This is a genomic window from Arthrobacter sp. UYNi723 (assembly GCF_054057635.1).
Genome location: NZ_JBSRZM010000021.1, coordinates 32,195 through 57,242, shown reverse-complemented (window position 1 = coordinate 57,242; position 25,048 = coordinate 32,195). Strand labels below are relative to the sequence as shown.

32 protein-coding genes and 1 pseudogene are annotated in these 25,048 nt (G+C 64.6%); all 33 read left to right on the top strand.

The window, feature by feature from the left end; translation table 11 throughout:
* Positions 1-143: 143 nt before the first annotated feature.
* The 33 genes and pseudogenes from ACVWY0_RS15955 to ACVWY0_RS15795 all read left to right on the top strand — a co-directional run bounded on the left by ACVWY0_RS15955 (position 144) and on the right by ACVWY0_RS15795 (position 24,907).
* Positions 144-1,217, top strand: coding sequence for a DNA translocase FtsK (locus tag ACVWY0_RS15955; protein ID WP_485837543.1), 1,074 nt, complete (start codon positions 144-146; stop codon positions 1,215-1,217).
* Positions 1,214-1,579, top strand: a complete 366-nt coding sequence (locus tag ACVWY0_RS15950) for a hypothetical protein (RefSeq protein ID WP_485837542.1) — start codon at positions 1,214-1,216, stop codon at positions 1,577-1,579. The genes ACVWY0_RS15955 and ACVWY0_RS15950 overlap by 4 nt, the downstream gene beginning before the upstream one ends.
* The gene (locus ACVWY0_RS15945) at positions 1,576-1,737 is read left to right on the top strand and encodes a hypothetical protein (RefSeq protein WP_485837541.1); all 162 of its coding nucleotides are present in this window, start codon (positions 1,576-1,578) and stop codon (positions 1,735-1,737) included. The genes ACVWY0_RS15950 and ACVWY0_RS15945 overlap by 4 nt, the downstream gene beginning before the upstream one ends.
* Complete coding sequence (locus ACVWY0_RS15940) at positions 1,706-2,023, top strand: DUF4326 domain-containing protein (RefSeq protein WP_485837540.1); 318 nt, start codon at positions 1,706-1,708, stop codon at positions 2,021-2,023. The genes ACVWY0_RS15945 and ACVWY0_RS15940 overlap by 32 nt, the downstream gene beginning before the upstream one ends.
* A gap of 3 nt (positions 2,024-2,026) precedes the next feature.
* Entirely contained in the window at positions 2,027-3,169 is a 1,143-nt protein-coding gene (locus ACVWY0_RS15935) for an HNH endonuclease (RefSeq protein WP_485837539.1), read from the top strand.
* Positions 3,166-3,996: a hypothetical protein gene (locus tag ACVWY0_RS15930; RefSeq protein ID WP_485837538.1), complete on the top strand. Its 831-nt coding sequence runs from the start codon at positions 3,166-3,168 to the stop codon at positions 3,994-3,996. Before ACVWY0_RS15935 ends, ACVWY0_RS15930 begins: the two co-directional genes overlap by 4 nt.
* A gap of 119 nt (positions 3,997-4,115) precedes the next feature.
* The gene (locus tag ACVWY0_RS15925; RefSeq protein WP_485837537.1) at positions 4,116-4,397 is read left to right on the top strand and encodes an HNH endonuclease; all 282 of its coding nucleotides are present in this window, start codon (positions 4,116-4,118) and stop codon (positions 4,395-4,397) included.
* Positions 4,398-4,530: 133 nt separating this feature from the next.
* Positions 4,531-4,866 carry a hypothetical protein gene (locus ACVWY0_RS15920; protein ID WP_485837536.1) on the top strand — a complete coding sequence of 112 codons (336 nt, stop codon included), beginning with the start codon at positions 4,531-4,533 and terminating at the stop codon, positions 4,864-4,866.
* A gap of 171 nt (positions 4,867-5,037) precedes the next feature.
* A pseudogene (locus ACVWY0_RS15915) lies at positions 5,038-5,113 on the top strand.
* Between the two features lie 23 nt (positions 5,114-5,136).
* Positions 5,137-5,658 carry a transposase gene (locus tag ACVWY0_RS15910; protein ID WP_485837535.1) on the top strand — a complete coding sequence of 174 codons (522 nt, stop codon included), beginning with the start codon at positions 5,137-5,139 and terminating at the stop codon, positions 5,656-5,658.
* 3 nt (positions 5,659-5,661) lie between these two features.
* On the top strand, positions 5,662-7,257 hold the full coding sequence (locus ACVWY0_RS15905) for a hypothetical protein (protein WP_485837534.1): 1,596 nt from the start codon (positions 5,662-5,664) through the stop codon (positions 7,255-7,257).
* Between the two features lie 14 nt (positions 7,258-7,271).
* A complete protein-coding gene (locus ACVWY0_RS15900; protein ID WP_485837533.1) occupies positions 7,272-7,541 on the top strand; it encodes a hypothetical protein in 270 nt (89 codons plus the stop codon).
* Between the two features lie 14 nt (positions 7,542-7,555).
* The gene (locus ACVWY0_RS15895; protein WP_485837532.1) at positions 7,556-9,697 is read left to right on the top strand and encodes a phage portal protein; all 2,142 of its coding nucleotides are present in this window, start codon (positions 7,556-7,558) and stop codon (positions 9,695-9,697) included.
* A gap of 17 nt (positions 9,698-9,714) precedes the next feature.
* Entirely contained in the window at positions 9,715-10,470 is a 756-nt protein-coding gene (locus tag ACVWY0_RS15890; protein WP_485837531.1) for an HK97 family phage prohead protease, read from the top strand.
* A 65-nt stretch (positions 10,471-10,535) separates the two neighbouring features.
* A complete protein-coding gene (locus ACVWY0_RS15885; protein WP_485837530.1) occupies positions 10,536-11,861 on the top strand; it encodes a phage major capsid protein in 1,326 nt (441 codons plus the stop codon).
* Positions 11,862-11,943: 82 nt separating this feature from the next.
* Positions 11,944-12,228: a hypothetical protein gene (locus ACVWY0_RS15880; RefSeq protein WP_485837529.1), complete on the top strand. Its 285-nt coding sequence runs from the start codon at positions 11,944-11,946 to the stop codon at positions 12,226-12,228.
* 12 nt (positions 12,229-12,240) lie between these two features.
* Positions 12,241-12,759, top strand: a complete 519-nt coding sequence (locus tag ACVWY0_RS15875) for a hypothetical protein (protein WP_485837528.1) — start codon at positions 12,241-12,243, stop codon at positions 12,757-12,759.
* On the top strand, positions 12,759-13,127 hold the full coding sequence (locus ACVWY0_RS15870) for a hypothetical protein (protein ID WP_485837527.1): 369 nt from the start codon (positions 12,759-12,761) through the stop codon (positions 13,125-13,127). The genes ACVWY0_RS15875 and ACVWY0_RS15870 overlap by 1 nt, the downstream gene beginning before the upstream one ends.
* Positions 13,127-13,402: a hypothetical protein gene (locus tag ACVWY0_RS15865; RefSeq protein ID WP_485837526.1), complete on the top strand. Its 276-nt coding sequence runs from the start codon at positions 13,127-13,129 to the stop codon at positions 13,400-13,402. Before ACVWY0_RS15870 ends, ACVWY0_RS15865 begins: the two co-directional genes overlap by 1 nt.
* Positions 13,399-13,776 carry a hypothetical protein gene (locus ACVWY0_RS15860; protein WP_485837525.1) on the top strand — a complete coding sequence of 126 codons (378 nt, stop codon included), beginning with the start codon at positions 13,399-13,401 and terminating at the stop codon, positions 13,774-13,776. Before ACVWY0_RS15865 ends, ACVWY0_RS15860 begins: the two co-directional genes overlap by 4 nt.
* A 23-nt stretch (positions 13,777-13,799) precedes the next feature.
* Entirely contained in the window at positions 13,800-14,462 is a 663-nt protein-coding gene (locus ACVWY0_RS15855) for a phage tail tube protein (RefSeq protein WP_485837524.1), read from the top strand.
* 97 nt (positions 14,463-14,559) lie between these two features.
* Entirely contained in the window at positions 14,560-14,733 is a 174-nt protein-coding gene (locus tag ACVWY0_RS15850) for a hypothetical protein (RefSeq protein ID WP_485837523.1), read from the top strand.
* 35 nt (positions 14,734-14,768) lie between these two features.
* Positions 14,769-15,167 (top strand): hypothetical protein, encoded by a 399-nt coding sequence (locus ACVWY0_RS15845; protein ID WP_485837522.1) that lies wholly within the window; start codon positions 14,769-14,771, stop codon positions 15,165-15,167.
* A gap of 50 nt (positions 15,168-15,217) precedes the next feature.
* A complete protein-coding gene (locus ACVWY0_RS15840; RefSeq protein ID WP_485837521.1) occupies positions 15,218-15,616 on the top strand; it encodes a hypothetical protein in 399 nt (132 codons plus the stop codon).
* Between the two features lie 23 nt (positions 15,617-15,639).
* Entirely contained in the window at positions 15,640-18,876 is a 3,237-nt protein-coding gene (locus tag ACVWY0_RS15835; protein ID WP_485837520.1) for a phage tail tape measure protein, read from the top strand.
* A complete protein-coding gene (locus tag ACVWY0_RS15830; protein WP_485837519.1) occupies positions 18,873-19,793 on the top strand; it encodes a phage tail family protein in 921 nt (306 codons plus the stop codon). The genes ACVWY0_RS15835 and ACVWY0_RS15830 overlap by 4 nt, the downstream gene beginning before the upstream one ends.
* Before the next feature lie 2 nt (positions 19,794-19,795).
* Positions 19,796-20,914, top strand: a complete 1,119-nt coding sequence (locus ACVWY0_RS15825; protein WP_485837572.1) for a Gp37-like protein — start codon at positions 19,796-19,798, stop codon at positions 20,912-20,914.
* 3 nt (positions 20,915-20,917) lie between these two features.
* Positions 20,918-21,844, top strand: coding sequence for a gp53-like domain-containing protein (locus tag ACVWY0_RS15820; RefSeq protein WP_485837518.1), 927 nt, complete (start codon positions 20,918-20,920; stop codon positions 21,842-21,844).
* 33 nt (positions 21,845-21,877) lie between these two features.
* Positions 21,878-22,168 (top strand): hypothetical protein, encoded by a 291-nt coding sequence (locus ACVWY0_RS15815; RefSeq protein WP_485837517.1) that lies wholly within the window; start codon positions 21,878-21,880, stop codon positions 22,166-22,168.
* Positions 22,165-23,037: a hypothetical protein gene (locus tag ACVWY0_RS15810; RefSeq protein ID WP_485837516.1), complete on the top strand. Its 873-nt coding sequence runs from the start codon at positions 22,165-22,167 to the stop codon at positions 23,035-23,037. Before ACVWY0_RS15815 ends, ACVWY0_RS15810 begins: the two co-directional genes overlap by 4 nt.
* Before the next feature lie 59 nt (positions 23,038-23,096).
* On the top strand, positions 23,097-24,059 hold the full coding sequence (locus tag ACVWY0_RS15805) for a LysM peptidoglycan-binding domain-containing protein (RefSeq protein ID WP_485837515.1): 963 nt from the start codon (positions 23,097-23,099) through the stop codon (positions 24,057-24,059).
* 34 nt (positions 24,060-24,093) lie between these two features.
* A complete protein-coding gene (locus tag ACVWY0_RS15800; protein ID WP_485837514.1) occupies positions 24,094-24,399 on the top strand; it encodes a hypothetical protein in 306 nt (101 codons plus the stop codon).
* Positions 24,383-24,907 (top strand): hypothetical protein, encoded by a 525-nt coding sequence (locus ACVWY0_RS15795; RefSeq protein WP_485837513.1) that lies wholly within the window; start codon positions 24,383-24,385, stop codon positions 24,905-24,907. The genes ACVWY0_RS15800 and ACVWY0_RS15795 overlap by 17 nt, the downstream gene beginning before the upstream one ends.
* The last annotated feature ends 141 nt before the right edge of the window (positions 24,908-25,048 follow it).

Below are 25,048 nucleotides of genomic sequence, written 5' to 3'. Positions count from 1 at the left end.
GGCGTGGGAGCGGCATCGTGCTGGGCCCGCGAACCGAACCACTACCCAGAATGCAGCTGCCCACCGTGGCGCTACAACCCCAGCCACGTCCACAGGCGACCCACCAACCCAGACTGCCCCACCCACGGAGAAACGAGCGGCACATGATCCTCACCGTCAACACCTTGGACGTCCGCCAGGCGCTCCAGTCGGTCATCCCGCATGCGGCCGACGTGAAGGACAGCCCGGCCCACGCCGTCGTGCACTTCACCGCCACGGACAGCAACCTTTACCTGACCGCCTGCAATATGCAGACCCTCGGTCACTCCGTCGCTTCAGTCTGGGAAGCGGATGGCCTGACCGGAGATCCCGACACCGACGCTTTCAACCTCCCCGTCGATGTCGCCAAGGAACTCCTCGCGCTCTTCAAATCCAGCGGCAAGCAGAAGGAGGGCGAGATCGGGGAGGCGCTGCGGCTGACCATCAAGAACAAGACCATCACCGTCCTGGACGTCTCCGGCCTCTTCCCCGGCAAGGAGCTGACTATCCCGCGGGAGGATGGCAACGACTACCCAGTGACGTTCGGGCGCATGCTCATGAGCGCAGTCCTGTCCGAGCCGGTCATGCCGAAGCGGCTCACCGCCTCCGGCCGCCTGGTCAAACTCTTCGCTACCGCAGCAGCAGCCTACGGCGAGCCTCTGGTCATCGAACCGACCGAAGACGCCCGCCGGATCCTGATCAGCTGTGGGGAATCGTTCCTTGGGCTACTGATGCCCATCCGCGACGAAGAGGTGGCCGGCAACCTGAACGCCTGGCGGGAAGGCTGGATGAGACGCCTCCCCGAGATCGCCCACGCCGGCGGCACCATCAAACAGGACGAGCCGACACCCGTCGCCAACTTCCTCCGCAACGGGACCGGATTCCACGGCGGCACCATCACCATAACCCCGGCTGACCTCGACCCGGACACCGGCGCAGTGCCCGAGCGCATCCTCCAGGCCGTAGAAGACGCCGGCCTGCTCGAACAGGCCGCCGAACTGATCATCACAACCCAGTTCGGCTCCGTGTCCATGCTGCAGCGCAAGCTCCGGATCGGTTTCGCGAAGGCAGGCTACCTCCTCGACCGGCTGGAAGTAGCCGGCATCGTCGGGCCCGCAGACGGGTCCAAAGCCCGCGCAGTCCTCTTCAGTCCCGAACAGCTGCAGGCCGCAATCGAATCACTAGGAGCCAACGCATGAGCGACTCGACCGCAGAAAAGTCCCTGATCATCCCCATCCCGCTCGTCGCCCCCATCGGCTGGGAAATCGACGACGTCAAGCTCGTGCAAGAGGTTTGGGACACGTTCGTGAAGCCCGACCAGGAAGCGGGTAACGTCCAGTCAGGCGAGATGCGCATGCTGATGGCAATCCTCCGTGCCGTAGCTGACGGCCTCGAAACTAAGGCAACGACAACCACGGAGTGGGGAGTTCGCCGGGATGCCGATTCCGCCATCTGGTCCGAAGCGGCGGCACGCGAAACGCTCCAGCGGCAGCGCAAACACAAGCTGAAGACCTTCCTGATTAAGCGTCAGGTAGGCCCGTGGGAGCTGGCCGAATCATGACCGTCGTGCCCACCACCACGAGGGACATCTACCTCCCTGACGAACCAGACCACCCGGCGCTCGCTGATCCGGAGGGCATCGCCCTGGTGCAGGCAATCCACGACCGCAAAGCAGAAGGAGGCGAACATGCCCGAACGAATCCAGCGCAAACGAACTAAGGGCTGGCGGATGCCCGAGGGCGCCGTCTATGTGGGCCGCGGCTCGAAGTGGGGCAACCCGTGGGTCGTGGGCAAGGCCATCATCCTGACCGGCAAGCGCACCGGCGAGAAGATCAATGGTGAGGATGCCGCCAAGCTGTTCCGCACGACTCTGGCCCGCAAGATGGAGACGCACCCGGACTGCTTGGAACCGATCAGAGGGAAGAACCTGGCGTGCTGGTGCCCGCTGGATCAGCCGTGCCACGCTGACGTCCTGCTGGAGCTGGCGAACGCTGGAGGTGCCTAACTCTTGTTCTTCCAGATCGACGACCAATTCCACGTCAACCAGAAAGCGAAGACCCTTGCACGTAAAGCGCTGATGGGCGATATTCGGGGCCTCGCCGCGTTGGGGCTGTGGACCATGGCCGGTTCGATGTGCCAAGCGGTGGGCACCGACGGTGTGAGCACCGTCGAAGACCTGGTGTCGATCACTCTGAACCATGCCGTAGCTGTTGAGCTCGCAGACCACCTGGTCTCCGCTGGACTCTGGCACGCGCATGGCCATGAATGCGATCGCTGCCCCGCCGTCGAAGCTGGGAATTACCTCTACCATGACTGGTTCGCGCTGGGATACGACACCGCTGCCCAGGTCAAAATCACCCGGGGTAAGCGCAAGGAACTCAAGGACCCGAACGTGATCGCCGCCGTCTGGGCGCGTGACTGCACCGATGACCCGGCAAACCCCGCCGTCGGTCTCTGCCGTTACTGCCAGAAGGAAGTGCGCCGTCAAGACCGCCGGTCCGAGATCCGCCCCGAGATGGACCACGTCGATCCCCGGCTCTACTGCGGCCCCCGCAACATCGTCCTGGCCTGCCTCGCTTGCAACCGCAAGAAAGGCGCCCGCACACCCGAACAAGCTGGCATGACCCTCCACCCCGCTCCGCGCTCGCTGGAGTCCGCTGAAGCCTCCGAGAACGTATCGCCCGCATCTGCGGCCGCTGACACGATCCAGGCAGCAGCAGGACCCGCTGAAGCGCCGCAGGGACAGATCAGGCCGGAGGATCAGACTGATCTGCAAACCGAATCAGACCTGATATCAGACGAAAAAGCTATCCCCGTGGGCGCGCGTACGGGCACGCGCCCGGGTAGGGCAGGGCAGGGCAGGGTAACTGATGGGTTAAGAGAAGGGGTTACGCCAACTGAACCCGCTACCCAACCCTCACGCAGAAGAAGACGAGGCCGGGGCAAATCCAAACCAGCTGCTGCCCCTGGGCAGCAGCACCCCACACCCAGCAAGCACGACGCAGGGGAAGCACCCACCGTCAACGCACCAGGACGCTTCGGCTCACCTTGGCATGGCTGGAGCGGTAAGCCTTCGACCGTCACCGAGACCACCTGCAATGAGCACCACCAGGAACAGCCCTGCCGCTACTGCCAGGAAGAAAGCAAATGACCTCCACTCTGGACCTCGAAGAAAAGTACCGTGTGCCCGTGGCCGGCGGCGTCGTGCTGCTGCCGTTCACCCTGGCGAAGAAGCAGACCCGGTATCCGGAGTGGTGCATCTTCCACCCGGAAGATCCGGCGAAGGCCACGCCCGGAAAGCACTTGTGCCTGCGCTGCATCGAGTGGCTGCGGACATCCCTTGCTGACATCTCCAAGTACTGGCCGGATCTGGAGGACGCGCTTGCCCCTGCCGGTGGACGTGCGGTGTCCTCGGAACGTGTGAGCGGGACGGGCGACTTGTACCCGCCGCTGCCTATCAACGGCGACGTATCCGACATCATGCGCGACGCGCGGCGGTCCATCTGGTTGGCAGTCGGCCAACTGGTGCAGGACCGCCCGGACCAGCGCTTGCCGAAGGATCACGGCACAGGCGTCCTCGCTGACTGGCTGGCCCGATGGCACGTCGACTATCTGGCAACCCACCCGTCAGCCGATCACCTTGGGCTGGTCGGACTGGATCTGGCCCGCGTGGTGCAGAAGATGAAGGATGCCGCCTACCAGTCCCCACCAGTGGAAGTAGACATCGACGGCGACTGCCACCAACACATGCTCAACGCCCAGGGTGTCCGGGTCCCCTGCCCGGGCAAGGTCATGGGCTGGACCCAGGGCGATGGCCGGATCGTCATCCGGTGCAGCCTGGACGTCACCCACCGCGTGCCGGCGGATCAGTGGTTCGCCACGGCTGGGCGCCGTGCGCCCCGCCCGAGCAGGGCAATGGACACGCTCAAGAAGAAGTATGCGACGCGCCGACGCGTGGCGAATGCAGAGGGTGCTTGACTTAGTGGTCTAAATTATGGGGTGAGCTGGTGTTTCGCACCCAGCCACAAACGCAGGGCCTCGCCGGTTAGCCGGCGAGGCTCTTCCCATGTGTCCAGGCAGCGGGAGGCGAGAGCGGTGTGAGTAAGAATGCCGGCCGGTCAGGCGGCAGGTGGCGGACGCTCAAGTCAAACCAGCGGGCCAAGCGCTTGCCCTGCTGGATCTGCACGCAGCCGATCAACTACGCGGCGAAGGCGCCGGACCCTGATTCGTTCAGTGTGGATCACTTCAAGCATCGTTCGACTCATCCTCATCTGGCTGAGGAACCGGAGAACCTGCGCAGCGCGCACCTCGGGTGCAACAAGTCCCGCGGGGACAGGGATTCACAGCCTGACCTTGGTGATACCGCCGGGGTTTGGTAACTGCCCTGCCGGGTAGGGGGGTCAGAATCGCTGGGTGTTTTCGGCCTGGTCTACTTCGCCCGGTAGTGCCCTCCCCCTCCCCGTACCCCCCACCCCCCTTATGAATTCCCGAACCACAGAGGAGCGAGCGAGTATGCACCGCGAGCACATCCAAACGGCCATTCTTGCCGCTGCCGAGGGTAGCGCCGTCGCCATCTTCGCTGAGAACATCCAGAGAGCGCAGCAGCTGGCCCGCGAAGTCGAAGCAGCACTGCAGGGCGAGAACGTTGCCAGGCTGTCCCGCGAGAACGGCCGGCAGTTCATCGAACTCAACGGCGGCGGCATCATCCGGTTCATATCCACCAGGCAAAGCGCCAGAGGCCTTTCGCTGGACCGCGTCTTCGTCCCGGTGGGAATCGACCGGAAGTTCCTTGAGGATATTGTTCCGTGCCTGGTCACCAGCCCGGAGGGCGTTCTGACCGGCTACTGAGATTTACCCGCGCAACGGCGGGAGGCCCCGGCATGGTGCACCGTACCGGGGTCCAGCGTTGCAACGGTCACTGGCACAAGTCCCCATAACTGAATAGCCCGCCGGACATGAACGGTGGGAGCGAGAAGAGCCCTCGGGCGCCTGCATACCGGTGAAAGTCCGGAGGCCGCAGGGCTGTAACTCAGTGGTAGCAGTACCGGTCAAGTCGCCCGGAAGCCGCGTGGTTCGATTCCACGCCAGCCCACCAATGAAACAAAAGCGGAGGTGACCATGGCACGCAAACGCCGCAGCTACTCCGCGGAATACAAACAGGAAGCCGCCATGTTGGTCCTCAACACCGGCAGGGCTATCGCCGACGTCGGCCGTGAGTTGGACATTCCAGAGCAGACGCTCGGACGCTGGGTATTCGACGCACGCGAGGAAGCGGGCGAAGACCCCCGGGCGCCCAGGCAGGTGAACTTCAAGACCGCTCCCCCGCCGGACCCGATCGCCTTCGCTGCTTTCGACGGACCGTCACTGCTCGAGGAAGTCCGCGAGGCCATCGCAAAGATGGAAACCCTCGACCAGGACAAGGGCCTGATTGCGCTCGCCGAGCGCTACGCCCACATGATTACCGAGGTGGCGAAGGCCGGCGGCCGTGAAGCGGTCTCGGTGATGTACCTCGGGCCTCACCTTTTCAACATGCTCCGGGAGCTGGGCGGGACACCGATGCAGCGTGCCGGGGCCGGCAAGCCGGCCGAGAAGAAGAAGAGCCGGCTGGAGCTATTGCGCGGAGGACGGGAGACCGGGTAACCCATGGTGCAGACAGCTGGCAGGGCCAAACTGTACGGCTGCGAGACACCACGAATCTACACGCCCGAGCGCAGGGAGCTGACGCGGGAGACGTCCAAGGGCTTTGAGTGCATCGACTTTGCCCAGGACGTCCTCGATATCCAGTTGTTCCCATGGCAGAAGTGGCTGCTGATCCATGCCCTTGAGTTGAACGAGGATGGATCGTTCCGCTTCCGCACGGTTGTGCTGCTGGTTGCCCGGCAGAACGGCAAGTCAACACTGATGCAGGTGCTCGCTCTCTGGCGGATGTACATGGACGCCGCGAAGCTGACTATCGGCACGGCCCAGAATCTGGACATCGCGGAGGAAGTATGGCGCGGCGCTGTCGAACTCGCGGAGGGTGTCCCGGATCTCCACGCGGAGATCGAGCGGATAGACAAGACCAACGGCAAGAAGGCGCTGGAGCTGACCAGCGGGGAACGGTACAAGGTCCAGGCGGCAAACCGCCGCGGCGGCCGAGGGCTCTCTGCTGACTTCGTGATCCTTGACGAGTTGCGCGAGCATTCCAGCTGGGATGCCTGGGCGGCGATCTCCAAGACGACCATGGCCCGCCTGTTCGCCCAGGTCTGGGCAGTGTCGAACGCCGGGGATGCTTCCTCGATCGTGCTTCGGTTTCTCCGCAACATGGCGCACATGGCCTTGGGAAACCCGGATGGTCTGGAAGATGCCGTCATGCCGGCTCTGGATGAGGACGACGAGAGCGACGGCGACTCTCTGGGACTGTTCGAGTGGTCGATGGCACCGGGCATGTCGGTCTGGGACCGGCAAGGGTGGGCTCAGGCGAACCCGTCCCTTGGCCACACGATCACTGAGAAGTCGATCGCGGCCGCGGTGAAGGGCGAGCCGGAAGGTATCGTCCGCACGGAAGTGTTCTGCCAGTGGCTGGACACAACGGCGGACGGGCCTTTCCCGCCAGGGCGGTGGGAGAAGGGCACGGACAAGGCATCCCGGATCGAGGGCAGGTTCGCGTTCTGCGTGGATGTGTCCCACGACCGGACGACAGCCCATATCGGCATCGCCGGTTTCGGGCCTGACGGGATCCTAACTGTCGCCGTAGTCGCCTCGCGTGCAGGCACGGCGTGGGTCAAGGACTGGTTCCTCACCGTTCCCGAGGGGCAGACGGTTGCCCCGAAGGACAACCCGGAGATGATCGGCGTGACCCTCCAGGCGAACGGTGCCCCGGTGTCCTCGCTGCTGGCCGAGCTCGAAGCCGTGGACGAACTGAACGTCATCCCATGGGCCGGCGCTGACCTCTCACGCTGGACGGGCATGTTCTACGACAGGGTCCGGGGAATCGAAGAAGACGACGACGGCAAGCCCATCCCGCCCGAAGACGTCCAGCCCCTGATCCGCCACCGAGGCCAGCCTCTCCTGAACATCGCAGCAGCAACCGCTGTCGCCAAACCGTCCGGGGACGCGTTCTTCTGGGACCGTGCCAAGTCACCCAACGACGCCGGCCCGCTCGTGGCAGTGACCGGCGCCGCCGGCTGCTTCCTGGTCCACGGCTCAGCAGAGCCGGAAACAAGCGCATACGAAGACGAAGACCTGATGGTCGTATAGGAAAGGTGGCATCCATGGAGTGGATTGCACTCACGCTGCTTTTCCCCTTGGGGGCAGTAGCCGGATGGTGGACAGTTACCCGCCCGTGGCGCCTTGTGAAGGCCCGCAGAGTCGTGGTGAACCTCCGGTCCGGTCAGGCCATTGAAGGCCTGCTGGTCAGGCAGGCAGGGTCGCTGCTGTTTATTGCCGAGGCCCGGCTGCATGAGGGCTCCGAGAATCCCGTCCTCATTGACGGGCAAGCCGTGGTTGAGCGTCAAACCGTTGACTTCATCCAGATACTTTAGAGGGGCGGTGACCTGTGGCGTTCGTCGTCTCTCAAGGCCAACTGGCCGACCTGTCCCGCCAGAACGTGGACATCCGCACCAGCCTTGCCGTCACTGCTGACTACAACGCGGCATACGCGAAAATCTGGGAATCCCACGGGAGCGTCCAGACGGTGGTCAACTTCCTGGGCCGCAATATCGGAAGCCTCGGGATCCACCTGTACGAGCGTGTTGGCGACACCGACCGGCAAAGGATCACGGACCACCCGCTGGCCCGGATGATGTCCCGGCCTCACCCTAGGGTCACCCGGTATTCGTTCTTTGACACCCTTGTTCGTGACGTCGCAATCTTCGAGCGCTACCTCGCGGTGAAGGCCAAGCTCGCTGACGGCACGACGCGAGGCCTGATCCGCATCCCGCCAACGATGTTCTCACCGGTCGGCGGAGACTGGATGTACCCGGAAGCGTTCGAAGTCAAGGGCACCAAGGGCAAGAAGATCATCCCGGCTGAAGACACGTTCCACGTTCTCGGGTACTCCCCCGATGGAAACATCGGCGGGGTGTCCCCGATCGAGTCCCTGCGCTCTGTCTTGGCTGAGGAGTACGAGGCGGCGCGGCAGCGGACGCAGGCATTCCGGAACGGCGCCCGGGTGAACGGTTATCTGGAGCGCCCGAAGGACGCACCCGCCTGGTCACAGCCGGCACGGGATCGCTTCCGTGCAGGCTGGCGGTCGCAGTATGGCGGCGGCGGGGGAACGGACGCCTACGGCACCCCCATCCTTGAGGACGGCATGAAGTTTGTGGCGGCCACGCAGACGTCCCGCGATCTCCAGTACATCGAGTCCCGGAAGCTTACCCGCGAAGAGGTCGCGTCGGCGTACTTCATCCCGCCGCCCATGATCGGGCTGTTGGACCACGCGACGTTCTCCAACATCAAGGAACAGCACAAGCACCTGTACCAGGACACGCTGGGCCCGTGGCTTCAGCGAATCCAGCAGGAACTCATGCTGCAACTGTTCCCCGACTTCGAGGGAACCGACCGCCTGTACCTTGAGTTCAACCTTGAGGAGAAGATGCGCGGATCGTTCGAGGACCAGGCCGACCAGCTGCAGTCCGCAACGGGCGGCCCGTACCTCACCCGCAACGAGGCACGCGCCATCCTGAACCGGCCAAGCATCGAGGGCGGCGACGACCTGATCATCCCGCTCAACGTGAGCATCGGCTCGACCGTCGACGGCGAGATCCTGGAAGAGGGAACACCGTCAGGCTCCGGCTTCACGGTCGAAGAAATCGCCGTGCTCGTGAACGCGGTCTCTGCCCTGATCCGCTCCGGCTTCTCGCCGGCGGCGGCACTCCAAGCTGTCGGCCTCGACCCGGTTGAGCACCTCGGGCTCTTGCCCGTCACTGTGCAGAAACCGGTTGAACCGGAGAACCCGGATCTGGAAATCGAGGAGGCACTCAAGGCGTTAGCGGCCGTCCGCCGCCGCAAGGCGAGCAAGTCCCCGACCGAGTACGAGATCAAGGCGCCGACTCCGGAGGAGATCCCGGAGGAACACCAGAAGGCGATGGCTGCACTGTTCGCCAAGTTCTTCGCCAGGCAGCGCCAAGTGGTGCTGTCGGCGGCCGGCGCGAAAGCGGCTGAATGGTGGGACGCGGGCCGGTGGGACCGTGAACTCGCCGGTGACATTCTCGCCGCCTCACTGGGCGTCAGTAAGGCTGCGGCACTGTCCGCGCTGGACGGCATGGGCGTTGACCCTTCGGAGTACAGTACGGAGCGCACCAAGGCTTTCCTGAAGAAGGTGGCCCAGCGCATCGCCGGCCAGGTCAACGCAGCCACGGAATCCGCCCTCGAGTCCGCTATGGATGACGATGACCCGGACGCCATGGCGCACGTCTTCGACATCGCCGAGGAGTCACGTGCCGAGCAATCGGGCATGACGGCTGCGGCTACGTTCGTGGGCTTTGGCCTAGTCGAAGCTGCACGGCAGACGAAACCGCAGGCGCGGAAGCGCTGGCAGGTCAACTCCGGCAACCCCCGGTCATCCCATTCCGCTGTCAACGGTGAGGAAGTCCCCATCGAAGACGATTTCAGCAACGGCATGAAGTGGCCGGGATCTTTCGACGGCGACGTGGACGAAGTCGCCAACTGTCAATGCTCCGTCGTCATCATCACCTGACCAATGGAAGGAACATCATGCACGTCAAAAGTGTGCCCATCGGCCGGGTGAAGGCCGGACCCGATGACGGGCTCGAAGAGGGCCAGTTCATCGTCTACCCCTCCACGTTCATCAAGGAGCCAGACTCCTACGGCGACATCGTTGCCAAGGGCGCGTTCCTGGAAGACATCGCGGAATGGAAGGAATCGGGGAACGTCCTGCCGGGCCTGTACGGGCACCGCATGGACGACCCTGACTACTTCGTCGCCGGCGCCCTGGACATGGGCGAGGACGACCACGGCTGGTGGGTAAAGGGCGAGTTTGACCTGGAGTCCCCCAAAGGCCCGCAGGTGTACCGGCTGGTCAAGGGCCGCCGGCTGAACCAGCTCTCGTTCGCGTACGACACCCTCGACGAAAAGTCGGTGACGCTGGAGGACGGCCGGAAAGCCAACGAGCTGCAACGGCTGAAGGTCTACGAGTTCTCGTTCGTGCCGATCGGCGCGAACCAGGACACGTCCGTCGTCGCGGTGAAGGCCCTGGCTGACGCGGTCGCCGGCGAGTTCAAAGCCGGCCGGGTGCTGGCTCAGAAGCATATAGATTCCCTGCGTTCCGCGCAGGATGCCATCGGCGTCGTCATCGACGCAGCCGAGGCAATCAATGACCAGGAGAAGGCCAGCGGGAAACCTGCGGGCAACGACGAGGAGCCCGGCCGGGCCAAGTCGAAGCCGGTAGCTGTACCGTCCGCACGGACTCTGGCAGAAGCGCTTGACCTCGAAATCGAAGTCAGCGTCTAACCACCCGAAACACACCGAAGCCCTGGGAAGTCCGGGGCTTTTTTCATGCCACGAAAGGTTTGATCATGAGCAAGCTGAAAATGCTGCAGGACGCAGCTCGGGCGGCTGCCAAGTCCGCTACGGACATCGCTGCCAAAGCCGACGCCGAGGGCCGGTCCCTGACCGACGACGAGCGTTCCGACTACACCGCGGCGATGGCCAAGGGGCGGGATCTGCTGGAGCAGATCAAGACCGCCAAGGCCGACGAGGAGATCCTCGCCGGGGCCAAGGCACTGGCCGACGAAATCGGCGGCCCTGCTGCTGACGACGTCGACGCGCAGAAGGACGCCGCAGGCTCCCTCCAGCGCGTGAAGAACCTCGGGTTGGAGGTTGTGAACTCCCAGCAGTTCAAGTCCGCCATGGCCCCGTTCGCGGGCCGTGAGTCCGGCGTGCCGGAGCGGGCAAAGTTCTCCACCGACCCGGTCTCCGTCAAGAGCCTGTTCGTCGGTGGCAGCACCACGTCCGCAGGCGCGTTCGTCACGCCCGAACAGACCGGCATCATCGAGATGCTGGGCCGGCGTCCGCTGACCATCCGTGACTTCATCTCCGTCCGCCGCACCGGATCAGACACCGTCGAGTACGTCCGCCAGGTGTCCCACACCAACGCGGCCGCACCCGTCGCGGAAGCCACCAGCACGGCGGCACCGACCGCGACGGCGAACACCACAACGGGCGCCGTTACGTTCACGAATGCCGCAGGTGGCGGGTACAAGCCCGAAGGCTCCTGGGCTTTCGAGAAGAAAACGGCCAACGTCAAGACCATCGCCGAGTGGGTGCCCGCTACTAAGCGTGCCCTGGCCGACGCCGCCCAGCTCGAAGGACTCATCAACGATGAGCTCCGTAAGGACATCGCCGAGACCGAGGAAAACCAGATCCTCACCGGCAACGGCACGGGCGAGAACCTGACCGGCATCCTGTCGACGTCGGGCATCCAGACCCAGGCGTTCGACACGGACATCTTCGTCTCCACCCGCAAGGCGCTGACCAAGGCCCGCACGGTGGGCCGCGTGGTACCGAACGCGATCGCCCTGAACCCGGTGGACGTCGAAAGGGTGGACCTGGCGCGTGAGTCAGGTACCACGGGCAAGTTCATCAGCGGCGGCCCGTTCGCCATGGGCCCCCGCACCCTCTGGGGAACACCGATCCTCGAAACCGAAGGCGTGGCCGCCGGCACCGGACTGGTGGGCGACTTCTCCAAGGCCGTCCTGTGGGACCGCGAGCAGACCACGGTCAGCATCACGGACTCCCACGCGGACTTCTTCATCCGCAACCTGGTCGCGATCCTCGCCGAGGAACGCGTCGCGTTCGGCGTGACCCGTCCGACCGCGTTCGTTTCGACCGCCGTCGCCTAACCAACGGACAACCAACACGGGCGTCGGCCCCTGACCCCCATATCGGGGCCGACGCCCGCAACACCTTGAGGAAGGTAGTTCCATGTCTGAACTGAAGAAGTACGACATCACCACCGAAACCGGCTACACCACAACGCTGCTGCTGTCCGACGAAGACGCGAAGACCCGCGGACTACTCGGCGAGGACACCGAAGCCGTCGCCCAGCAGGCAGCCCAAGCTGCCGAGGCTGCCGCGAAGGAAGCAGCGGATAAGGCTGCTGCTGATGCTGCCGCGAAGGAAGCAGCGGATAAGGCTGCTGCTGATGCTGCCGCGAAGGAAGCACAGACCCCGCAGAACAAGCAGGCCCGACCCGCAGGCAACAAGTAGAGGAGCCTTCCCATGATGGTCGCTTACGCCACTCCGTCCTACCCGCTGCAGCAGTTGGCGACCGTGAGCGATCTTGCCGGGTTCAACGGCGGTCCGTTCACGGACCCCGTTGTTGCTTCGGCTGGGGACTCCATCCGGGACGAATGCGGGTGGCACATCGCACCTGAGGTCGCTACCACGATGAAGTTCCGCGGGACCGGTTCCGTGATCCTTCTGCCCACGCTGCGGCTGATCACCGTCACGTCCATCACTGACCGTGAAGGACGCCCGGTTGACGGCGTGGACTGGCTGGAGAGCGGCATCCTGGAGCGCGCCGCAGGGTTCCCTCCGTACGTGGAAGTGACCTTCGTCCACGGTTACCGGGTTTGCCCGCGGTCCTTGTTCGCTGTTGTGGCGGAACGGGCCGCGGCACGCTCGGCCGGCCGCATCAAATCCGAGGCTCTGGCGGGGCGGTCGGTTTCCCTTGAAGGCGGCGAGGACCCCGTGACGTCGAGGGTTCTGAATGCCTACCGGTTGAGCGGTGGTGCCTGATGAATCTCATGACTGAGCCGGTGGGTCTGCGCTTGCGCGGCGCCCCACTGCCGGGACAGTTCGATGAATACGGCAACCAGAAGACCGGGCCGGCCACCGTGGCTGTGCACTACGGCTGGTACGAGCCCCGGTCTTCCGGGGAGGACACTGCAGCCCGGGAACAGCAGGTTTATGGCTATTGGGTGAGCCTGCCCTTGGACGCGCCACTGTCCGGTGCTGACGCGGTCGTGCTGTTCGGCACGGTGGACGCCGCCGGCCAGCTGGTCGGCGGCGAGGATTACCAGGTCGTTGGCCAGCCCGGCCGGCAGCCGGCAGGGTTCTTGGTGCCCGGCTTCATCAAAGCAGCGGTCGAACGGGTGACCGGGTAATGGCTGAGGTCGAAATCAGCTACGAGTTGATCCAGCAGGCAGCGCAACAGCCCGGCGTGATCGAGCAGCTTCAGGTTGTGGCGGACCGGGTGAGAGCCCGGGCTGAGGGTCTGGCGAAGCAGGAAGAGGTGGAGATGACCGTCAGCACGACGTCGGGCCTCCGCCCCGGTGGGCGCCCGTTCGTGAACGTCATCACCGATAACCCGGGGCAGGAGTTCGGCACCGCACTGCACAAGCGGCACCGGATCCTCGGGCGGGCCGGTGAGGGCGGATGAGTTGGCCCAACATCGAAAAGGTCTTGACCGCTGCCCACCGGGCCGAGAGCGGGGTCCAGACCGGAACGAAAGTCCCGGACGACGTCGAGACCCTCGCGAAGTTCGTTCGTATGGCCCGCGGCCCGGGCAGCGACGACATGATTACCGATTCCCCCGCCGTCGACGTGGAGTGCTTCTCCAACGTCTACGGCACTGCGGCCGACCTCGCCGAGGACGTTCGCCAATGGTTCCACGCACTCGCCGGCCGCAAGGTCGAGGGCGTGCTCGTGGACAAGGTCCGCACCGTAGTCGCCCCTTCCTGGGTTGACTACCGCAACCCTGCAACGAACCGATTCGTGGCCTCTTACCGGCTCGAATTTCGCCAACTGTACTGACTATCTGAAAGGGGGTTGCCGACGTGGCAACTTTCACCGAAGCCAAGGGCCACAAAGGCTCAAACATCCGGAAGATCCTCGAAATGGCGATCTTCATCAAGCCGGTGGCCGACGCGGACACCGCGATCACCAAGGTCTGGGGCGGGAACACCGCAGGCCTGACAATCCCCGCCGGCTACCTGCCGGTCGGCATGACAACCAAGGATGACGGCGCGACCTGGACCCGCGATCAGGAGTCCAGCGACGTCACGTCCTACGGTTACGCCGAGCCTGTCCGCCGCGACATCCTCTCGGACGTGACCGGCCTGTCGTTCACCATGCAGGAATCCAAGAAAACCACCATGGAACTCTTCCACGGTCTGGACCTTTCCGCCGTCACGACGGACACCGCCCTCAACGGCGGCAGCTTCTACTTCGACAAGGCATCCCGCCCGGCCCAGCGGAAGTACCGTGTGCTCGCCCTTGGCAAGGACGGCGACGGACCCGACGCCATCTATGTGGCCCGATGGCTGCCGAACGCCCAGATCACCGAGAACGGCGAGCAGGCATGGTCCGAAGGGGACGAGGTCAAGTACCCCGCCACGTTCACGGCCTACACCGACAGCGCGTTCGGTACCAGCTTCCGTGAGATCTGGGGCGGCCCGGGTCTGAAGCACGCCGATATGGGCTTCCCCGTACCGGTCTAACTAACTGGTGGCCCCGGCTCCTTGGTGGGCCAGCCGGGGCCACCTTCACCGTAGGCCCACCACCGAACCACTCAACCCCTTTTGAAAGGTGCCAGCCATGGCTAAGCAGAAGCTCGATGTCCTTGTGTCCCCCGAAGGCAACCGCGAATGGACTCCGGAGGACGCTGCCCAGGCGACCAACCTCCGCGCCCGTGGCTGGACCCCGAAAGTCGAAGAGGACCCGGAGGCCGACAAGGCCGACGCGGCCGCGCCCAAGACCACCACCAAGTAGCACGAATCCACATAACAACCGAAAGGCCCACCACCATGACACAGCAGTTCAAGCGCTGGGATCAGTACGTCGAGGAAGCCCGGCATGAGGCTTTCCAGCTCCCGGTATCTGACGATGAGACCCTCGTCATCGAAGCGCCCACGGGCGCGTCACTGATCCAGTGGGCGCGCGCGTACCGGTCCAACGACATCGAGGCCATGCTGATCACCCTCTGCGGTGATCAGTGGTCCAGGGTGGAGCAGCTGCTCGCCAAGGCCGGGCACTCCGCGATGGAGAACCTCATCACGGACATGATGCTGTTCTTCGACCTCTCCGAAGACATCACCCTGGTCGGCCCGGGCGGGGGGAAGGTCACCGAACGGGATCCCCGCAAGATCCGGATCATGCTGAAGCAGGGATACCGCCCGGAGGGGGAAGCCGTTTCCCGTACCTAGTCAGGGTCGTTGACAGGTACGGGGACGAGATTGAGTACGACCTGCACCAGATGGGGCTTGATCTGCTTGATTTCTTCCGTGGCCGGCATTCATGGCGGAAGCTGGCGAACCTGGTTCGGCAGCTTCCGTCGTCGTCCCGGACCACGGAGGCGATGGCCAACGATGACGAGCTCGCGGAGATGCTCGTGGACCAGCCCACTAAGGGTGACAGCGGCCCGCGGGTGTCCGAGTACAGTCCCGAGGCTGCCCGCCTGGATGTCCTCGTGGACCGGATCAGCGAATTGATTGCAGTGTCCATCCAGGTTGCGGGCGGCAAGGCCCCGCGTGTGCGCCCGGTCAAGCGGCCGGAGACGGCGTTCTCCCGGGCTCAGAAGCGCCGCAGCGAGCAGCGCATCGGTTCACTTATCGCAGAGGTTGAAGCCGCCCAGCAAAGGGCTTCAACTACCTAAAAATTGAAAACGGGAGGCCCATTTTGGCACAGGCACAGGACGCTGTTTGGCTCCCGGTACTCCCGTCCATGAAGGGCTTCGGGCCCGCCCTCGTCAAGGGGGCGGGCTCCGAAGCTGACAAGGCCGGCAAGGGCATCGGTCAGCGCTTCGGGACAGCCCTGGTCGGCGGCGTCGCCGTCGTCGGGGCCGGCGCTGCAGCGGCAGGGATGGCCCTGTACAAAGTCGGGGAAGTGTTCGATGAAGTAGCGGACACCATCCGGACCGGGACTGGCGCCACAGGTGAAGCACTTGATGGCCTGGTGAGCGCGGCGAAGAACGTAGGCACGAAAGTCCCCGCCGACTTCGCCAAAATCGGCACCGTCGTCGCCGACGTAAACACCCGTATGGGCCTCTCGGGGGAAACTCTGGAGAAGGTAGCGAGCCAGTACCTCGAAGCCGGCCGGGTCCTCGGCGAAGAAGTGGACGTCAACAAGACCTCGGCCGCGTTCAATGCCTTCAAAATTGAGGGCGAGGACGTGTCGGGGGCTTTGGACCACCTCTTCCAGGTGTCCCAGGCCACCGGTCTGGGCATGAATGAACTCGCGGACGCGGCGGCCCGGAACGCCCCGGCCATGCAGACCCTCGGCTTCTCGTTCGAGGAGACAACGGCGATGGTGGGGTCCTTCGACAAGGCCGGGCTGAACAGCTCCGCGATCATGGCGTCCATGTCCAAGGGCCTCGTGACCCTGGCTAAAGAGGGCGAGAAGCCTGCAGAAGCGTTCAAGCGGGTGCAGGGCGAGATCTCCGGCTTTGTTGCCAAAGGGGACGAGGCCGGCGCGCTGAACCTGGCATCGAAAGTATTCGGCACCAGGGGAGCGACGCAGTTCATCGGTGCGTTGAAGTCTGGCGCCCTGAACCTTGAAGACATGTCCAAGGTCGCAGGCCAGACCGAGGACAGCATTCTAGGTGTCGGGTCCGAGACCATGGACTTCGCCGAGCAGTGGATGATGTTCAAGAACAAAGTCCTGGTCTGGCTGGAACCCATGGGCGCCCGCGTGTTTGGCGCCCTCGGGACCATCATGGGCGAAGTCACGGCAGGCGTCACCGCATTTGGTGCGGCTTGGGCGGCGAACGACGGCGACATTACGTCATCGGGTATCCCGGGAATGATGGAGCAGCTCGCGTACTGGGGCCGGCAGGCGTTCGACTACGTCCAGAACACGGCGATCCCTGCCGTGCGGGACTTTGGTGGGCTCCTCGCTGAGACCTTCGGCCCGTCCATCGAACGCGTCGGCAACTTTGTGCGCGACACCCTCGTGCCGGGGCTCAAAGGCTTCGGTGGCGAGCTCGGCGGAGGCTCCCTCACAGCCATGCAGAACGCTGGCAGCTTCCTCGTGACCGACCTGATTCCGGCGCTTGGGAACTTGTCGACATGGCTGCTGGACAACAAAGACATGCTGATCAACGTAGCTACCGGCATCACTGTGCTGCTCCTGCCCGCGCTTGTCCGCCTGGGCGTGACCGCGCTCATCTCGGGCGCCCAGCAAGTGATCGCGTGGACCATGGCCCAGGGCGGGGCGATCAAGACGGGCATCGTCTACCTTGCGCAGTCCTTCATGATTATCGGCAGCTGGGTTGCGATGGGCGCCGCGGCGCTCGTTTCGGGCGCTCAGACTGTCTACGTATGGGGCCTCTACACGCTGGAGGCCATCAAGGGCGCTATCGCTTATGGTGTTCAGTCCGCGCGCGTTGCCGTGGCGTGGGGTGTCATGTCCGCTGCTGCTGTCGCCTCTGGCATCAAGACGGCGGCAGTATGGACGGGCAGTGTCGTCGCGTCGGCCGCGTCCGGCACGGTCAGCTTCCTGATCAGCGCCGGCCAGGTTGTCGGCGGCTGGGTGATGATGGGTGTCCAGTCGCTCCTTCAGGCTGGCCGGATGGCCGCGGCGTGGTTCATCGCGCTGGGCCCGATCGGCTGGGTGATCGCTGCGGTGATCGGTCTGGTCGCGATCGTAATCGCCAACTGGGACACGATCAGCTCCTTCACCCGCCAGATGTGGGAGAAGAACGTCAAGCCGGTATTCGATGCGCTCGGGAACTTCATCACTAAGGATGTTCCGGCGGCGTTCGAGAAGGGCGTCGGCTTCATCAAGACGGCGTGGGAGAAGCTCCAGGACATCGCCAAGGCACCGGTCCGGTTCGTTGTCGACACGGTCATCAATGACGGGCTGATCAACGGGCTGAACAACATCGGCGGGTTCCTTGGTCTGGGCAAGATCCCGCGGCTGGCGCTGCCTGCCGGGTTCGCCGGCGGCGGGTACACCGGCGACGGCGGGAAGTACCAGCCGGCAGGTGTCGTGCACGCGGGCGAGTTCGTGTTCACGAAGGAACAGACCCGCCGTGCCGGTGTCGGGAACCTCTACGCGATGGCACGGGCGCTCGCCGGCTACGCGAGGGGCGGGCTCGTGCACCCGCTGCGGGCCAGTACGGTGTCCCAGCCGTTCAGCGGAAGCCACAACGGCATCGACTTCGCGGCACCGACCGGTACGCCGATCGGAGCCGCAGGGCCGGGCCGTGTGTCCTCCGCTGGCCGGTCCTCCTACGGCGGCGGCAACGAGATCCACATCGACCACCCCAACGGGCTCCAGACCTGGTACGCGCACCTCTCATCCTTCGCGGTGAAGCTGGGCGACATGGTCCGGGCAGGGACAACGATCGGCCAAGTCGGGTCAACCGGCAACAGCACCGGGCCGCACCTGCACTACATGGTGATGAACGGTGGCTGGCCGAACTACGTCAACCCGGCCCCGTACCTTGATGGCGGGGGCGAGGCGGGCAAGGGTTGGAACCCCATTGCCGGGATCATCGACGGGCTGATGGGCAAGTTCAAGGAAGCGTTCCCGGGCGCCGGGTTCATGGCTGACCTGGCCATCGGCGTGGGCAAGAAGCTCCTGGACGGGGCCGTGGGCTTCATCACCGGCAACGGAGGGAAGGACTCCGGTCTCGGTTCCACCGGGCTGCCCTACCTGCATGATCAGGGCGGCGTCCTACCCCCGGGCCTGTCCCAGGTCATCAACCGGACCCGCAAGCCCGAAGCGATCCTGAACCCGCAGCAGTGGGCCGATATCCACCGGCTCGCCACAGACGGCGGACAGCAGACGGGCGGCGACGTGATCTTCAAGGGCAACGTCGGGTGGGACCCGCACCAGGTAGCCCAGGAGATTGAAGCGCAGAAGCGAAGGACGCAGACAATGGCCGGCATGGGAGGGGTGGTGTTTCAGTGAACTTTGCTTATGGCACCACACTCACCGCGCCGCAGGCGCCCGCCTCGCCGTGGGCCAGAGGGGTGATGGTCTGGACCGGGTGGGACGGCAGCGGGTGGGAACTGTCAAAACCCGATGCCGGCGTCTTCCTCACCGGCAAGGGCATCGAGGGGCTGGGCATGCCCACCCATCAGGTATGGATAGGCGAGTCGCCGGCCGTGCATGGCCAGTCTTACCGGGGCCACGTCGTGGACCCACGGCCCGTGTTCTGGCCTGTCTACCTCTATTCCGACGCGGGAACGGATGAGTGGCTGGACCTGGACCGGGCGTTCTGGCGGTCCTTGCAGCCGGGCAAGCACGGTACCTGGTCTGTCACCACACCCCGGGGCGGGACCCGCTCGTTGTCCTGCAGGTTCGTCGATGACGGCCGCCATTCGTTCGACCGCGACCCTTTGTTCAGGGGCTGGGCCGTCTACGGCGTGAGTCTTATCGCCGATAACCCGTTCTGGACGGGTGAGCCGGTACGACGAACCTGGGCACAGTCCACCGCCACTGATTTCTACGGCGGCGCCTCCAAGGCTCCGGTGTTCCACATCAGCAGCGGATCGCAACTGTCCACCGCGAAAATGACCAACGAGGGCGACCTTGAGGCATGGCCGGTGTGGACGGTCAGGGGACCTCTGACATCCGTCACCGTGGGCGTGGACGGATCAACCATCCAGTGGAACGTCGCGCTCGCCGGCGGGGACATCCTGGTGATCGACACGGACCCGACCGTCCAGTCAGCCTGGCTGAACGGCGTGGACGTAACCGACCAGTTGGGCGTCGCGGATTTCGCGCCGATCCCCGCCGGCGTGGAGCTGCCGCTGTCCCTGACTATGGCGGGTACCGGATCCGTTGAGGCCACCATCACGCCGCGCTACTACCGGGCGTGGTGACCATGGACGGCCTGCGGATCACCGTCTACGACAAGAACTTCCTTCGGAAGGGCTGGCTCGGCAACCCAGAGTCAGTCACGGTCACGGTCGGCTACAACATCGTCGGCAAGGCTGACGTGACCTTCCCCTCGGACCATAATCGGGCGTCGGACATCCTCACCGAGGGCGCCCGTCTCGTCATCGAATATCCGGGCCTTGACCTGCCCCTTATCACCGGCCCTGTCACCGACGTGCAGGGGCAGGGTCCGGAGGGTCAAAGCACCGTCACCGTGACGGTCACCGACGACCTGAGTCTCCTCTGGGAGACCCTCGGTTGGCAAGTGCCAACAGCGGCGATCAGCGCCCAGGGCACCGCCGAATACCGCACCTACACCGGAAACGCGGAAACCATCGTCAAGACCATGGTCCAGGAGCAGGCAATCACCCGCTTCGGCCACCCCCTGACCGTCACGCCGAACCTGAACCGTGGCGCCGTCATCCCAGGCGGCGTGAAGATCAGGATGCACGCGCTCGCCGAACGCCTCTACCCAGCCGTGGAGCAAGCGGGCCTTGGTGTCCGGGTCTATCAATCCGGAGCGGGTCTGGTCCTGGACGTCTACGAACCGCGCGTCTACTCCAAGGTCATCAGCGAAGCAGCCGGCACGTTGCGGTCCTGGAAGTGGAACCGGTCCAACCCAGCCGCCACGCACGTCGTGGGAGGCGGGTCAGGAGAGGGGACGCTGCGGAACTTCCGCACAGCCTCAGACGCCGCGCTCGCCGCCGCATACGGGCGGCAGATCGAAGTGTTCACGGACGCCCGCAACGGCGATACCGATGCGGAACTGGACCAGTCCAACAGCGAGACCCTGTTCGAGGGGAAACCCAAGAGCGGCCTCGAGTTGGAACTGTCAGAGACACCCTATTTCCGGTACGGGACCGTCATCGTCGGTGACCAGGTCACCATCCGTGCCGGCGCCCTGGAAATCGCCGACATGATCCGTACGGCAACGATCACATGGACCCGCGCCGGCGGCCTTAAAGTGCAGCCTGTCGTCGGGAAGACCGAGAATTCCTCGGACGCGAAGATCGCGGGCGCCATCAAAACCCTGTGGCGGGGATTAACCAACCTGAAAGTGAGATAACCCATGGGCTTCATTACCGCAGGATATGACGGCACCGTCGACGAGGTGCAGTTCGCCGAGATTCTGCACCGCTATTCCGTGGTGGGCCCTGATGATTTCAAGGCGACTACCCAGGCGGGTGACCGTATCGTCGCCATCAGCGACGGCGTCGCGCTTGGCCCGGGAACCAGGGACGTCGCCACGGCCATCCCGAATATCCAGTTCGCCGCGGCCTCGGGTACACGCTGGGACCTGGTGGTGCTCCAGCGAGACTGGCAGCCCCCGGGCGGCGCCAGCTCCATCACCATTGTGCAGGGAGGTCCAGCGAAGGGTTACCCGCCGGTCGGGACCGCGGCGACGAACTGGAACCGCCGGCCGGGGATCCTGGATGACCAGCCGCTCTACCTGCAGGAGGTCAACGGGACACTGTTGGGGCAGCGGGTTGATCTGCGCTGTTGGGCTTCCAACGGAGGGTTGTTCGCCAAGGATGAACTGGCCAGGACCTATCTGGACAGGGCTGGCACTGAGGTTTGCGTCAACGGGACCGTCTGGCGTTCGCAGGTGGGTGCGAACGGGATCCAGGAGTGGGTAAAGGCATCCGAGATCGGCAAGATCCCGTTATTCGGTTATGGGGGGGCTCTGGCGAGTACCCCGGACGCCGGCACACAGTTCTTGGTTCAGGCAGGGAGCCAGGTCAACGATAGCGACGGCTCGGGGTATGCGCGGCTTACCTTTCCCAAGCCCTTCCCAAATGGTCTCCTGTCGGTCGTACTGACCAACGGTGACCAATCCGTGGACCGGGCAGTCAACAGGGGCACCATCACATTGAGCGTCACCGGGCTGCCGTGGAACACCGGGACGAAGGACGATGTGGTTTACACGGTAGCGGTCCCCACTGGGCAGCTTGCAAGTCAGCGGCACCGTGTCGACTGGATAGCAATTGGGTGGTAACCGCCGGCCAGCCCATGAGGGAGGACTAGACGTGTGGATGCTGGATTCATCACCGCCACAACGGGATTTATCGGTTCGGTTGTGGCGCTGCTCGGCGCACTCGGCGGGGGTCTGGCATTCCTCATCCGGCGGGCAGACAAGAAGCGCGAAACCGGGGAGGCCATCATGCTTGAGCACCTGAAGGCCGAGCTCCGCAAAGCGCACCGGGCGCTCGCCATTCGCACGCGTGACGGCAACGCCTGGCGGGATCAGTTGCTACGCAATGACATTGAGCCTGAACCCGCAGAGTGGTCACCGTTACCGGATGAGAGAGATGATCAGTGAGTACTGAACTTGAGAACCAGATGGGGATCTTGGAGGACGAGGTCAACCGCAGGCGCCGGAACGACCGGCGCCAGAAGTGGGGACTCTTCGTCCTTGCCATGTTGCTGCTCGTGGCCGTCGCCGTCATCGTTCCGCTGCTGAACATCGCCCTTCACCAGGCGGATGTTTCCGGCGCGCAGGTCGTCACCGAGCAGGCAGAAAAGAAAGAGATCGCCAAGGAAGCGCAGCGGGCCTTGTGCGGAACCAATGAGACGGAGATCTTTGACGCGCAGCTCTGCGAGAAGCTGGCCACGGCAGCGCAGGAACCCATCGCCCAGCCCGCAGAGCCACCGGTCATCCTTGGACCGTCCCGCGCCGATCTTGTGCAGGCATTCCGCGCCTACTGCGAGGAAGGAAACAACTGCCGGGGCGCCGACGGCGCCGAGCCTACAGCCGATGACATCGCCGCAGCGTTCGTTCGCTTCTGCTCGGACGGACGCTGCGTCGGACCAGCCGGGGAAAACGGCAAAGACGCAAAGCCGCTGGCGCCCGAATACGAGACTGTTCTGGCCGCTGTGACCGACTACTGCTCCACCGGCGCCTGCATCGGCTCACCGGGCCCCGGCCCGTCCACAGAGATGGTCCTCGCCGCGGTGCAGCAGGTCTGCGCAAACGATGCATGCCGCGGACCGGCCGGCGCGGACTCAACCGTCCCTGGGCCCGAGGGAAAGCCGGGACAACCGGGCCGCGGCATTGCTGATTCCTACTGCCAGGACAACGGTCTGTGGCAGATCACCTACACCGATGGGGCGGTGGACACTGACGCCGGACGCTGCCGCGCTGACGCGATCCCCGGACCACCTGCATTACCTCCGAGCCTGACCCTCTAAACAAATCCATCGATAGGCCCCCATGTTGGGGCCTTTTTTATGCCCGAAAGGGGCCCGTCATGATCCTCTCCAATCTCGCAAACGTCCTCCGCGACGCAGGCCTAACCGTCGTGGAAGTTGACGGATGGCAGAACCGCGGCTACCTCGGCCGGGACCTCGCCGAAATCCGAGGCATCGTCTGGCACCACACCGTGGCCAGCCGAAACTCCCTCGCCACCATGGACGCGCCATCGCTGAACATCTGCACCTACGGGCGCGCCGACGTCGCAGGTCCCCTCTGCCAGATCGTGTTCGGCCGCTCCGGAACCGTCTACCTCACCGCCGCCGGCCTCTCAAACCACGCCGGAGCCGGGTCCGCTGCTGGCGTGCCAGTAGACATGGGCAACTACTACCTCATTGGCATCGAGATGGAATCCTCCGGCGTCGCGCCGTGGGACTGGACCGAAGACCAGATCCGTATCGCACCCCACCTCGGCGCCGCCCTTGAACGCGCCTATCTCTCCCATCTCCCGGAAGGCGCCCGCCTGCAGATCAGCCACAAGGAATACTCCTCTGAAGGCAAGATCGACCCCGCAGGCTGGCCCGGCGACATGGACGGCCTCCGCGCTTCCATCAACGCCGTCCTCACCGGCGGGGAAGCCCCGGCTGAAACGGTCACACCGCAGTCCGCGCCGGCGTCCGCACCGGCCGCCGTGGAGCGCCCCTCGGGCTATGCAGAGTGCATCGTTGACCCGGGCGACACCCTCTCCGGGATCGCGGCACAGTTCGGGGTGGACCTGGGCGCGCTGATCGCGGTCAACCCGCAGCTGGCCAACCCGGATGCCATCGAAGTCGGGCAGGTCCTGAACCTCCCGTCCGCGCCCGACGTCGCACCGCCGGTCACCCAGTGCATCGTCGATCCCGGTGACACCCTCTCCGGGATCGCGGCACAGTTCGGCGTGCCGCTGGTCCAGATCATCCGCGCCAACCCCGGCATCGACCCGGACCTCATCCACCCCGGCCAGGTCCTCAACCTCGTCTAGCACCCAGTTCACCAGCAGAGAGAGGACCACTACCATGGGCGACCACGAAGCCCTGCCAGCTGCCAACGAGACGCCGTGGTGGGCGCTGCATATCGACGCGCTCACCAGGGCATGGCGCACCCTGTACACCGGATTCATCCTCGACGCCCTCGTCCTGATCGGCGGAGGAATCGCCAACCTGCTCAGCACCCACGAGGTGACGACTGAGGCGTTCTGGATCGCGTTCCTGATCCTGGTCACCAAGTCGCTCCTGACGGCGCTGGGCTCCTACCTCCTCCGCCTCAAGGTGACACCGAAGAACATCCAGAAAGAGGGAGAAGCACGTGAGCTACACATTTGACCAGATCTTCGCCGTTGACGAGGCCAACCCGTCCAACGTCGCAAGGAACGCGACGGTACTCATTTTCGCCCCCGGCGACGCCGCCAATACCCCGTTGACGCTGACCACCCCGGCCGGCCTAGCGCTCGCGAACCCTGTTCCGGTGAACGGGAACGGGTTCGGCAGCGCGTTCATGCACGCGACCCTTGACCGGGTCGCCTGGTCCGGTGGCGGGTTCTCCGGATTCTTCACCTCCTATGACGGGATGAAGAACGAAGCGCTCGCGGCCCGCGCCGCAGCGGAAGCATCAGCGTCGGAAGCAGCGGCATCTGCAGCCCTCGTCGGTGCACCCGCGGACACCGCTGTCGAGACTCTGATCAAGACGCCCGGAACCGCCACGCAGGTGGCACTTACTGCCACTTATGTCCGGTTCGTTGACTTAGCCGGAGCCCCTATTTCAGCCCGCCGAGTGACCATCAAGGTGGACACGTCTACGTGGGAAATCGCCGACATTATTGCGGAGGTCTAAACAATGGTGTACATGAAAGATTCGATGGGCCACAGGCTCGATAGCTTCGCTGTCGCACCTGTGCCTCAGGGCATGAGCTTTGTTGCGGGCGCTGCCAACCCTCTGACGCGCCGGGTAACTGCTCCATTAGGCTCAACGACC